Annotated in this window: 12 protein-coding genes; 8 read left to right on the forward strand and 4 right to left on the reverse strand. The window is 43.6% G+C overall.

Annotated elements, in window-relative coordinates:
- Positions 1 to 79: 79 nt before the first annotated feature.
- The gene (locus QUB12_RS18755) at positions 80 to 295 is read left to right on the forward strand and encodes a hypothetical protein (RefSeq protein WP_333144165.1); all 216 of its coding nucleotides are present in this window, start codon (positions 80 to 82) and stop codon (positions 293 to 295) included.
- A 68-nt stretch (positions 296 to 363) separates the two neighbouring features.
- On the opposite strand, the gene QUB12_RS18760 is transcribed toward QUB12_RS18755, so the two are convergent.
- The 3 genes from QUB12_RS18760 to QUB12_RS18770 all read right to left on the reverse strand — a co-directional run bounded on the left by QUB12_RS18760 (position 364) and on the right by QUB12_RS18770 (position 1,494).
- On the reverse strand, positions 364 to 816 hold the full coding sequence (locus tag QUB12_RS18760; protein ID WP_333144164.1) for an HNH endonuclease signature motif containing protein: 453 nt from the start codon (positions 814 to 816) through the stop codon (positions 364 to 366).
- Positions 813 to 1,046, reverse strand: coding sequence for a hypothetical protein (locus QUB12_RS18765; RefSeq protein ID WP_333144163.1), 234 nt, complete (start codon positions 1,044 to 1,046; stop codon positions 813 to 815). Before QUB12_RS18765 ends, QUB12_RS18760 begins: the two co-directional genes overlap by 4 nt.
- A gap of 214 nt (positions 1,047 to 1,260) precedes the next feature.
- Positions 1,261 to 1,494, reverse strand: coding sequence for a hypothetical protein (locus QUB12_RS18770; protein WP_333144162.1), 234 nt, complete (start codon positions 1,492 to 1,494; stop codon positions 1,261 to 1,263).
- Between the two features lie 171 nt (positions 1,495 to 1,665).
- Between QUB12_RS18770 and QUB12_RS18775 the strand changes: the two genes are divergently transcribed.
- The 4 genes from QUB12_RS18775 to QUB12_RS18790 all read left to right on the forward strand — a co-directional run bounded on the left by QUB12_RS18775 (position 1,666) and on the right by QUB12_RS18790 (position 2,802).
- Complete coding sequence (locus QUB12_RS18775; protein ID WP_332983430.1) at positions 1,666 to 1,842, forward strand: plasmid partition protein ParG; 177 nt, start codon at positions 1,666 to 1,668, stop codon at positions 1,840 to 1,842.
- Entirely contained in the window at positions 1,826 to 2,095 is a 270-nt protein-coding gene (locus QUB12_RS18780; RefSeq protein ID WP_332957635.1) for a ribbon-helix-helix domain-containing protein, read from the forward strand. Before QUB12_RS18775 ends, QUB12_RS18780 begins: the two co-directional genes overlap by 17 nt.
- 175 nt (positions 2,096 to 2,270) lie before the next feature.
- The gene (locus QUB12_RS18785) at positions 2,271 to 2,477 is read left to right on the forward strand and encodes a ribbon-helix-helix domain-containing protein (RefSeq protein ID WP_083888202.1); all 207 of its coding nucleotides are present in this window, start codon (positions 2,271 to 2,273) and stop codon (positions 2,475 to 2,477) included.
- A 118-nt stretch (positions 2,478 to 2,595) separates the two neighbouring features.
- A complete protein-coding gene (locus QUB12_RS18790) occupies positions 2,596 to 2,802 on the forward strand; it encodes a ribbon-helix-helix domain-containing protein (protein WP_333144161.1) in 207 nt (68 codons plus the stop codon).
- Between the two features lie 111 nt (positions 2,803 to 2,913).
- On the opposite strand, the gene QUB12_RS18795 is transcribed toward QUB12_RS18790, so the two are convergent.
- The gene (locus QUB12_RS18795) at positions 2,914 to 4,380 is read right to left on the reverse strand and encodes a glycosyltransferase family 87 protein (RefSeq protein WP_333144160.1); all 1,467 of its coding nucleotides are present in this window, start codon (positions 4,378 to 4,380) and stop codon (positions 2,914 to 2,916) included.
- Between the two features lie 432 nt (positions 4,381 to 4,812).
- Here QUB12_RS18795 and QUB12_RS18800 point away from each other — a divergent pair, with 432 nt between their 5' ends.
- The 3 genes from QUB12_RS18800 to QUB12_RS18810 all read left to right on the forward strand — a co-directional run.
- Positions 4,813 to 6,003: a M20 family metallopeptidase gene (locus tag QUB12_RS18800; protein WP_333144159.1), complete on the forward strand. Its 1,191-nt coding sequence runs from the start codon at positions 4,813 to 4,815 to the stop codon at positions 6,001 to 6,003.
- A 131-nt stretch (positions 6,004 to 6,134) separates the two neighbouring features.
- Entirely contained in the window at positions 6,135 to 7,514 is a 1,380-nt protein-coding gene (locus QUB12_RS18805) for a P-loop NTPase fold protein (RefSeq protein ID WP_333307965.1), read from the forward strand.
- Positions 7,515 to 7,518: 4 nt separating this feature from the next.
- The coding region (locus tag QUB12_RS18810) for a WD40 domain-containing protein (protein ID WP_333144157.1) at positions 7,519 to 11,944 on the forward strand (4,426 nt) is incomplete at its 3' end.

An 11,944-nucleotide genomic window follows, 5' to 3' on the forward strand; every position in this document is an offset into this window, starting at 1 on the left:
TCAGAATTTTTTGTTTTTGCTTGATTGGGCAAAAGCCCAAAAAAATAATTTACCTCATAAGCACAAAACGAGGTGAATTATGAACGACCAAGAAGACAGAATCAAACAACGCGAAGCATTAGAAGATGCTCATGACAACTTTGTTCAACCTTATGTTAATCAATTGATTGAAGTTAACGCCCAGTCTTCACCCAATATTGATGTTGCGCTTCCTGGGTTTTGCTGTGTGTCGGGATGGTTGGTTTTGGTTGTATTGTATTGTTTTTGGACGCGCTATCGAATGTCATCAAAATAGCCTGTATTATTCGGCGGTTGAAACCGCTTCTGGTCAAACGAAGTCTGCCTCCGCAGACTAAGAGTTTATTACGTTTCTCTGGGATCGTCTGTTGGTGGATGACAGCCAGCTTTAATCCATAAACCGCGTGCTTCCTGAATCGATCGCTCTCCTTGATACCGTTCGTCATTCACGTCAAGCCGATCGCAAGTAGCGCGACCAATTGCTGTAACTCCGATAATTTTTGTACCCTCCCTCGTCCAAATAAAATGCTCTTGCCATTGCTGACTTCGAGGATTAAATAGAGCTACTTCTGCTTGAGTTTCTAGATCGCTAGCTACTGTAAAATTGTAACGGCGTTGATTGCAACGGCTACAAGCAAGCGCTAAATTATTGACATCATCAGTACCATCTAAAGAACGGGGTTTAATATGGTCGATGGTAAAACGAGAGGTGCTGATTTCTTCTGGAGAGTGACAATATTCGCAAAGATATTTAGCCCGTTGTCTTACATATTGGCGGGTTGCTTCGGTAAGGGTCATTTTTGAGCGAGGAGGAGGGAGTTTAGGTAAGTAAAAAGGCGATCGAGTTCGTTGATGGCCTTGAGTTCGTCTTGTTCTTCAGCCGTTAGATCGTTGACTTTATTTTTTTCCAGAAGGCTTTCTAGATGGAGTTGAAGTCGATCAGTAAATTTGAACAAAGGGCGATTATTGACTGTTTCGACTTTAATTCCGGTTTCAATGAGGGAGGGAGGTTGAATGACAACTTGCATAATATTTGACTTTGTTGAATTGTTTGTCATGTTTAGGCCTTATCCATATTTTATCTCAAATTACGGGAGGCCAGAAACCGGGTTTTTTCGAGAAGACGCGCTACGCCTCGTAGTAGCGGCAAAAAACCCGGTTTCTTTGGTATTTATGGGTAAGCCCTAAATGAGACAGAAAGGCCGATCGCACTTTTTCAATTCGTGCGATCGCCCTCCAAGATTATTCTTTCCAGTAACGGGTTAAAATCCGGATTACCTCACCCGCTATCGGCGATGGTAGAGGCGGGCTCCATTCCCCAACTTCTGCAAAACCTAAAACGTGCAACAGATTAACGATACTTTCTACCGCTTTGGGAACGCCACACAACAGCAAACGAATCGGTTGCTTACCTTGAGGTACATCAGGAATTTCTTCCCGGAGCAGCTCGGTAACTGACTTTGGCTGTGATATCATAGACTTTGAATTACACGAATAGTGGAATTGCGATCGCCCTCAAGTTTTCCAGGCCAGGGGCGATCGCTTTTCCGTTTGTACATCCTCAGTCTAGCACAGCTATGGGAATATGGGAATAGGTAACTAAGGGAATTTTAAACTTTTCACACGTAAACGTGTGAAAATAAAGTTATGGCAAATGAAAAAGACACCATCAAACTTGTAATTCCCAAGGCATTGAAGATCAGGTTCAAAGCCTTGTGCGTTCGTGCGGAAAGGGATATGAGCAGCGTCGGAGGTCAACTAATAGAAAACTGGTGTCAAGAGCAAGAGCAAGCCCAGGCGAAACGGGATGAGTCAAACACCTGAAGGGGCGACACCAAAGAGGCGTACAAAGAAAGTACGATCGATCTATGAAGTAAATTCCCAGTTGCCTAACTTGCCAGCAAAAAACCTAAAACGAGTCACCAGCTACGTTCCTCCAAACGCCTACAACGTCTTGGAAGATTGGGCCAAGAAAGAAGACCGGACAGTCAGCAATCTGGTAAGTCGGATTGTCTCTGAAGCTGTAGATGCTTACTTGGCTAAAAAGACTACAGAAGATGAACCCAGCAGCAATTAACCTTTGATCTCTACGCTGATGAGTCATTCTCAACTGCCAACCTGTCAGGCCGTTGATTTTGTGTTGGAGTGGGGTTTGGTTTTTGGGTGTTTAGATTACTTTAGCCTAAACTAGATTGTGGTGTGCTACCTTGGCTTAAAAAAGCTCTAAAAAATTTGCAGTCAGCTAAAATGACATGGTGAACACGCTACCCCCAAACAATGTGAGTCCTGCAAAATCTCCTAGAGTTGCCTTTTACCCGCCACCCGAAATCAAGGAGAAGTTAGAAAAACTGGCGAGTATTGAGCGTCGTTCGATTTCCCAAATGGCATTACTTTTGGTCGAAGAAGGACTCGAAAGAGCGCAGAAGGAAGGCAAGTTTAATGAATCCAAAGACGATTAAACTACCAACTACCACTGCGGGCGATCGCTCTCAACTGCCTGCGTGTCCTGCCGTGTACTTTGTTTGAGACGGTGACGCGGTAAGGTACAATAGGGCAGTAAAAGCACAAATAACAGCCTTGCCAGCAAAACTCCCCAGAATAGTTGTATATCTTCCAGAAGAACTTAAAGCAGACCTAGAGCGGTTAGCCAAATCGCATTATCGGCCGGTCTCGAATATGGTATTGACATTAATTCAAGAAGCAGTAGATGAGGCTAAATCTGAGGGGAGAATTCAAAGCGACGATCGATCGCAGCAACAGAAAATCGACAGCGACTCTGAATGATTTAACCGCAGAGGACGCAGAGAGCACAGAGGAAGAGAAGAGAGAGATGAAACATGGTGCACACGCTACCTATTACTTAACTCTTCGCCAGATGAATGTCTATTTCCTGCTTCAGCTCGGTCGGTCAAATTCAGCAACCTGTTTTTGACCAAGAGAGGTAATTGCTAAGACTAAAACACTTAACGTAAGGCCTAAAATCGCATAACTCGGTAGTGAAAAAATAGTTACTTTAAACAAATAAGGCAACTCCCCCCCCTTCCAGTTCCACCGCCTTCCTAGAAACACCAACAGCCCGCCATGAATCACAGCGGTTTGCACCATGACACAGCCAACTCCCAATAACCAAACCGACATTCTTTGCCTAGAGAAGGCACAATTTTTAATCTGAAAACATAAATCATTCAGCAAAAAAACCACCGCCGGTGCTAACATCACAGAACTGGTGGGCTGTGAATAGTTGATAGCAATACTCAAAGTAGAAATTAGCACCATTTCAGATAAGTCAACCTTTTTTGACCAAGCATTGCGAGATTGTTTTTTGTAAAAATACCAACTCACTAAACCAACTAGCACCAGACTTATCAAGTCAGAAAATAGCTTCGCCACGAAGGGACTATCGGGGAAAAATCTCGGCCCCATAACCCTTAAATCAAGGCGACTCATAGAAATATAAGCATTATTCGATGGATCATTGAGCCAGAGTGGAAATCCACGAGTCGCATCCTGTATAAATCCTGTTAAAGAATTGCCCGTTACAGCTAGACCTATAACTGCCAAAAAAGTTACCGTGACGATAGATATAAAAACTAGCTGAAACCGTCTTTTGATTAAAAAATAAGGAATAAACAATATAACTAAAGTTGGTTTAAAAAGGGCAATTCCTAATAAAATTCCTGCAATTACATCCTGATTTTTTCTAGCATAAATAAACATCCATAACAGCAGAACCGCAATAAAAGTTGCCACATTGCCAACTTGAAGATCGAAGACAAAACCGTAGAGGAATGCAACTGATATACTACAAATAGTCCGAAAAGCTCGTGAGTGCGACACCAACAAGATATTCGCTCCCCATAAAACAAAACCTGTGGCAATAAGATGCAGCCAAGTCCAGATTGTGAATGCAGTCTTCATAGGGAAATAGCCCACAAACCACAGCGGAGGAATGATATTAGGTGGATAAACAAAAGAAGGAATAAACCCACACACTTTAGTGATGCTACAGAAACCGCTGTTAAACACTTCTACATTAAAGGGACTCAAATGCTGATGGGCTAATCTACTCGCTACATAAAACCACTTAAAATCCCAGTAAGGGGGATCGGGCCGATTAGTCAGATTGTAAACCAACCAACCGGTATAACAGAGAAATCGGGTGAGAACTAATACAATAACTGCTTGCAAAATAAAGTTAACAATAGGTTGACGAAAAAAATGAGTCAACCTTTGGATCGAAGGATGTTTTAAAAACAAAGAATCTTGCCATGCTGTTTTTTCGCTATCTAATCGCCAATTAAATTTGAGAAACCCAGCCACTGTAATTATAATTATTACATTCCAGAATCCAAAGCTAATCATAGAAAATATTTTTAATAAATGTACTATTTGATGATATCACAACCAGAAATTATCTCATGTCCGATCGATCAACCATAATATCCCGGTCGGGGCGGGTTTTTGAGATGGTCAATTATTAACAGGTATTGTTGGCTCACGGGCCCCTACAAAAATCGCGGTTGCTCGACCGGACATGATATTATCAACTAAAAATCAGCCTTTGAACCTAGAATCTAGACGTTTATTCCTGGTTTCAACCTAACTCTCTTTTCTCTCTTTTCTCTGCGTCCTCTGCGCCCTCTGCGGTAAAAAAAAAAAATCTTATTCACAAACAAAATAGCATTGCCATCCAAAAGCCCGATCGCACATTTGCGCCTTATAACCCTGTTCACCCCCAAACATATGCGTTAACCTAGTTGACTACAACTTGTACCGCACTCCCCAACTAAATTCATGCTTCCCCGCATCCAAGAATTAGCCGCCACCCTAGCACCCCGCTTAATCGAAATTCGCCGCCACATCCACTCCCACCCCGAACTCAGCGGTCAAGAATATCAAACCGCCGCCTACGTAGCCGGAGTTCTCGCTTCCAGCGGAGTTCACGCCATCGAAGGAATCGGCAAAACAGGAGTGCTCGGCGAACTCAAAGGCAACAGCAGCGAGTCCCGGTGGCTGGCAATTCGCACCGATATGGACGCTTTGCCGATTCAAGAACGCACTAACTTAGAATTTGCCTCCCGCAACGAGGGAGTGATGCACGCCTGCGGCCACGACATCCACACCACCGTCGGTTTGGGCGCAGCAATGATATTGTCTCAGCTAGGGGAAAAATTGCCCGGTCACGTCCGCTTCTTGTTTCAGCCGGCGGAAGAGATTGCCCAAGGTGCTCAATGGATGATTAAAGATGGGGCGATGCAAGATGTTGACGGCATCCTCGGAGTGCACGTTTTTCCGACGATTCCCGGCGGTTGCGTCGGTATCCGCCACGGGGCCCTGACGGCGGCGGCAGATGACATAGAATTGATTGTGATGGGCGAATCCGGCCACGGTGCGCGTCCCCACGAGGCGATCGACGCAATTTGGATTGCTTCTCAGATAATTACCACTTTGCAGCAGGCAATTAGCCGCACGCAAAATCCTTTGAGGCCACTGGTTTTGACGATCGGGCAAATTAACGGCGGACGAGCGCCGAACGTAATTGCCGATCGAGTAAAATTATTGGGAACTGTGCGATCGCTCCATCCGGAAACCCACGAAAACCTGCCGGCTTGGATCGAACAAATTGTTTCTAGCGTTTGCGGGACTTACGGCGCTAAGTACGAACTCACCTACAAGCGCGGCGTGCCCGGAGTCCAAAACGACCCAAAACTCACGCAATTAGTCGAAACTGCGGCTTTAGAAGCTTTAGGTCGATCGCGCGTCCAAATTTTACCAGAACCATCCCTCGGCGCGGAAGATTTTTCGATGTACTTAGAACACGCACCGGGAACCATGTTTCGCTTAGGAGTGGGACTGACTGACAAACCGAACTATCCCCTCCATCACCCGCAATTTGAGGTCGATGAATCTGCGATCGTGACCGGCGCTGTCACCTTAGCCTATGCCGCCTACCAATATTGGAAACAGCATCCCGGTTCACACTAATAGTCTTGGACGTATGGGTGGTCAGCTAACTAACCGTAGGGTGCTTAACCGGAAAAATGTTTAGTCTATGGTAATAACATTCAGCCCTGACCCACCCTACAATAACTACAAAAACTAATTTAGAAAATTTTATGAACCTAGATTTCGATAAATTCTGGAATGCCTGCAACCCCAGTGAGTCCCTAAAATTAGGCAATGCCGAAGATCTGCGGTATTACATTGATTTTTCTGAGGTGCGTGGCGGGAAAATTATTAACGTACTCAAACGGACAATTACCCGTTCGTCATCAGATAAACGGACTTGCCAATTGTTTAGCGGACATATTGGTTGCGGCAAGTCTACTGAATTGTCGCGACTGCAAAAAGAGTTGACAGATGAGGGATTTCATGTAGTTTACTTCGAGTCAACACAAGACCTCGATGAAATGGATCTCGATTTGACGGATATCATGTTAGCGATCGCACGGCGAGTCACCCAAAGCTTGGAAGAGGGCAAAATTTCCTTGCAGCCCCAGCGCTTTAAAGAATTCTTAAAAAATAGTTGGAATTTTTTACAAACCCCTGTGACTTTAGAAGCTGAAGGAGAACTTTTTGGTAGCAAATATAAGGGCAATACAGACGGAAATCTGGAAGTTTCTCTGCCTTTAGGCATCGCCAAAATTACTGCCAAAACCAAAAGTGATCCCGACTTGCGCTCTAAACTGAGACAGTACATGGAACCGCAAGCTAATAAAATGTTAGAACTGATTAATCAAGAAATTATTGATGTAGCAATTAATCAGCTAAAGCAGCGGGGTAAAAAAGGATTAGTGGTGATAGTTGACAACTTAGACAGGATAGTTTCTCGACCCAATGCAGCGGGGCGACTGTTGCCAGAATATATTTTTATTGACCGGGGCGATCAGTTGCGGCAACTGAATTGCCATTTAGTTTATACCCTGCCGCTGGGATTGATTTTTGGCAATGAAAGCGAAATTTTGAAAAATCGCTTGGGAGGGGGAGTTGACCCGAAAGTTTTGCCGATGGTACCAGTAAAAAATAGACACGGCAGCGAATGTGTTGAGGGGATGAATTTGCTGCGGCGCATGGTGATGTCGCGGGCTTTCCCTGATGTGCCAACCGAGGAACATATCACATTAATTACCCAAGTTTTTGACAGTCCTGAAACTTTAGATGAATTGTGCCGAGTCAGCGGAGGTCATCTGCGAAACTTGATGGGGATGCTGTTTGGTTGCTTGCAGCAAGATGACCCTCCTATTTCGCAAGATGTGTTGAAATCAGTGATTCGCAGTTCCCGCGACAGTCTGAGGAATGGCATTGATAATGATGAGTGGGAGTTACTCTTTAAGGTGGTGAAAGAACAAAGCATTAATGGAGATAAAGAATACCAAGATTTGCTGCGAAACCTGTGGGCTTTTGAATATGTAGACACTCAAGGAAATTGGTTTGCGTTGAATCCGCTGTTGATGGAAACTGACAAATTCAAGCTGTGGCAGCAGCAAAATTCGTGAGATCATGGTAAACTCAAATCTAGCGGAAGATATTGCAGCAGAAAATGAGCGCTCGCTATCTACTTTGGTACGGACGATCGACCGCTTTCAAGGAAAGTTTTCTTTAACTATAGTGCGCTGCAATTATGCTAGCTTGCGTTATGCAATGCTGGAAAAACTGCGCGATAGCTCGACTGTTGAATATCAAGAATTAGTCCTTGAACCTGCTACCCAAACACTTTATCAAACCATTCTCAATGCCGTCCAAGAGCAACCGCCAAAAGCTTTAATAATTGTCGGTATCGAATCGGTGGTTGCTATTGATAACCTGCTAGCGGGGGCTAATAGAGCGCGAGATCAATTCAAGCAAGATTTTGCTTTTCCTTTAATATTATGGGTGACGGATTCCGTACTGTCTAAATTCAGTCGATCGGCGAATGATTTGAAGTCTTGGGCTCCTCCTCCGATTCAGTTTACCATGCCGCCCTATGACTTGATGATTTTTTTGCGGCAAAAAGCAAGCCAAGCTTTTGGTGATGTTGAGAATTTCAAGTTAAATGACTGTGAAATTGAGTTGTTGGAGAATGACCTGCTAAATGTAGCATTAGACCAGGAATTGCAAGCTAGTTGGCAATTTAGTCGCGGTTTAGTTGAATTTCAGAAAAATCAAATAGATTTAGCACTCGAACATTATCAGCAAAGTTGGACATTTTGGCAGCAAAATGGTCACTTAGAAAGACAAGGAATGGTCTGCCATAAAATTGCTCAAGCTTACAACCGCAAAGCTGAATTGCACCGGGCAGGAAATCAAGATTATTGGCAAGAAGCTAGAAAGTATTTACAACAGTCTCTGGAGAGTTTTGATCAAGTGCAGCGACATGATTTAGCTGCGAAATGTATTAGCGAACTCTGCGAAGTGCTGGAGCGTTTAGCAGCTTGGGAAGAGTTGCAAACTTTAGCTAAAAAAGCCTTAGAAATGCACAAAATTTACGGTACTCCGAGTCAAGTAGCTGAAGATTACGGCTTTTTGGCTGAGGTGGCGCTGCAACAATCTCAGTGGGAAACAGCTTGCGAATCGGCTAAATTAGCATTGTCGGTTTTGGAACAAGCAGGAATAAATAAAAAAGAGACTGGTTTGTATCTGCTACTTTTGGCAAAAGGGCAGCGAAATCTTATCCCCTGTTCGACAGTTAGCCCCCCCCAGCCCCCCCAAGCTTCGGGGGGGAGTGAGTCAGTATTTTCCCCTCTTGAGATTATAGAAACTTTAACACAAGCGAAAGTAATTACCCACCCTGAAGAGGATGTGCAGCTTTATCTGAGGATTTTAGAAGAGTTGAGAACTCTCTATTTTGAGCAAGGCGAATATTTAAAAGCCTTTGATATCAAACTCGAACAACAAGCAGTTAAAAGCAAATATGGATTGCAAGCTTTTATCGGTGCCGGTCGCTTGCAGCCGCCGCAACAAATAATTGATATCGGTTTAGAATCAGGTCACTCACAAGCTGAAATTGTTGAGGAAATTGAAGCCGCTTCCGGGCGGTCGCAGGATGTTAAACGGATAATTCAACGGATAGGTACACCTGCTTGCAAGCTGACAATTATTCACGGACAATCGGGAGTAGGAAAAAGTTCGATTATTCAAGCCGGGTTAGTTCCAGCCCTGCAACTTACAACTTTTGAAGCGCGGGACGTATTGCCTGTTTTATTGCAGTCTTATCACGATTGGGCGAGGGATTGCGGTCAGTGTTTGCGATGGGGAATTGAAAAAATAAAAGGTGAGAGTTTATCTACTCCTATTGACACGCCGGCAGCTATTCTCGAACAGTTGCGGCTGAATCAAAATCGCAATTTATTGACCGTACTAATTTTTGACCAGTTTGAGGAATTTTTCTTTGCTTATCAAGACCAAACTAGCCGGAGAGAGTTCTATGATTTTTTGGCTGAATGTTTAAATAAGATTGGTGATCTCAAAATTCTCCTGTCGCTGCGGGAAGATTATCTTTTCTACTTGTTAGAATGGAATCGCGCGACCAATTTGTTCCTGATTAATAACGACATTCTTAATAAGAATATCTGCTATTACTTGGGTAATTTTTCGATACCCGATGCTAAAACTGTTCTCCAAACCTTAACAAAACGCTCTCAAGTTGACTTATCGGAAGATTTGGTAAACGCACTGGTAGAAGATTTAGCAGGTGAAGTGGGAGAAGTACGGCCGATCGAACTGCAAATCGCGGGGACGCAACTGGAAAAAAGGCAGATTACTCAACTAAGTGAATATCAGCAACTAGGCAGTCAGGCTAAGGTCAAACTGGTTGAGGAATTTTTAGCAGAAGTTATCGCCGACTGCGGCCATGAAAATAAAGATATTGCCGAACTTGTCTTGTATTTGCTGACGGATGAAAACAATACTCGTCCTCAGAAAACTCTGGCTGAGTTAGCAGCAGGTTTAGGAAAAGAGTCAAAAAGATTAGAGTTGGTTTTAGAGATAGTCGTTAAATCGGGATTGGTGTTAGAAGTGCCAGCAACTCCCATTGGACGCTACCAACTTGTCCACGATTATTTAGTGCCTTTTATCCGCAAAAAGCAAAGTGCGGAATTACTAGAATTACGCGAAAAATTCAAGCAAACTGAAGCCAAAAATCAGATATTAGCAGAGGCCACACAAAAAGCCCAGAGACGAATTGGTATTGGTACAGCGGTATTGAGTATTAGCCTAGTTTTAGCTGCAACTGTAATGGGAGTAGCGTGGCAGCAAGTGGACAAGGCGCAGAAATTGACCCAATTAGAGCGATCGGCAAATGATGCTTCGAGACTGTTTGAATCTGGCAGTAACCAAATAAATGCTTTGATCTCAGCCGTAAATACTGGGAAAGACCTCAAAGCTACAGTCAAAAATGTTCGTTCCGTTGCAGATTACCCGATATATACTCCCCAGATTGCCCTCAACCAGATTCTCGACAACATCCGAGAACAAAATCAGTTACGACATCAAAGTACGATAAGGAGTGTAAGTTTTAGTCCCGATGGTAAATACATCGCTACGGCATCACAGGACAAAACAGCCCGGTTGTGGGATTTAACAGGTAAGTTGATCCAAGAATTCAAAGGACATCAAGATATGGTATTTAGTGTCAGTTTTAGTCCCGACGACAAATACATCGCTACGGCATCAGCGGACAAAACAGCAAGGTTGTGGGATTTAACAGGTAAGTTGGTACAGGAATTTAAAGGACATCAAGATAAGGTAAGGAGTGTAAGTTTTAGTCCCGATGGCAAATACATCGCTACGGCATCAAATGACAAAACAGCTCGATTATGGGATTTAACAGGTAAGTTGATCCAAGAATTTAAAGGACATCAAAATGTGGTATTGAGTGTAAGTTTTAGTCCCGACGGCAAATACATCGCTACGGCATCAGGGGACAAAACAGCAAGGTTGTGGGATTTAACAGGTAAGCTGATACAAGAATTTAAAGGACATCAAGATGGGGTATTGAGTGTAAGTTTTAGTCCCGATGGCAAATACATTGCTACGGCATCATGGGACAAAACAGCCCGATTGTGGAATTTAAAAGGCAAGCTAATACAAGAATTTAAAGGACATCAAAATTCCTTATGGGGTGTCAGTTTTAGTCCCGACGGCAAATACATCGCTACGGCATCATGGGACAAAACAGCCCGATTGTGGAATTTAAAAGGCAAGCTGATACAGGAATTTAAAGGACATCAAGGTGACGTATGGAGTGTCTGTTTTAGTCCCGATGGCAAATACATCGCTACGGCATCAGCGGACAAAACAGCAAGGTTGTGGGATTTAACAGGTAAGTTGGTACAGGAATTTAAAGGACATCAAGATTCGGTAGAGAGTGTCAGTTTTAGTCCCGACGGCAAATACATCGCTACGGCATCATCGGACGATACAGCACGGTTGTGGAATTTAACAGGCAAGCTGATACGAGAATTCAAAGGACATCAAGATAAGGTAAGGAGTGTAAGTTTTAGTCCCGACGGCAAATACATTGCTACGGCATCAGCGGACAAAACAGCAAGGTTGTGGGATTTAACAGGCAAGTTGATACAAGAATTTAAAGGACATCAAAATTTCCTATGGGGTGTCAGTTTTAGTCCCGACGGCAAATACATCGCTACGGCATCATCGGACGATACAGCACGGTTGTGGGATTTAACAGGTAAGTTGATACAGGAATTTAAAGGACATCAAGATGGGGTATCGAGTGTCAGTTTTAGTCCTGACGGAAAATACATCGCTACGGCATCATCGGACAAAACAGCAAGGTTGTACGATTTAACTGGTAAGCTGATACGAGAATTTAAAGGACATCAAGATTGGGTATCGAGTGTCAGTTTTAGTCCAGACGGTAAATACATCGCTACGGCATCAGGGGACAATACAGCACGGTTGTGGGATTTAACAGGTAAGTTGATAC

The organism is Microcoleus sp. B7-D4 (assembly GCF_036705125.1).
Taxonomy (GTDB): Bacteria; Cyanobacteriota; Cyanobacteriia; order Cyanobacteriales; family Microcoleaceae; genus Microcoleus.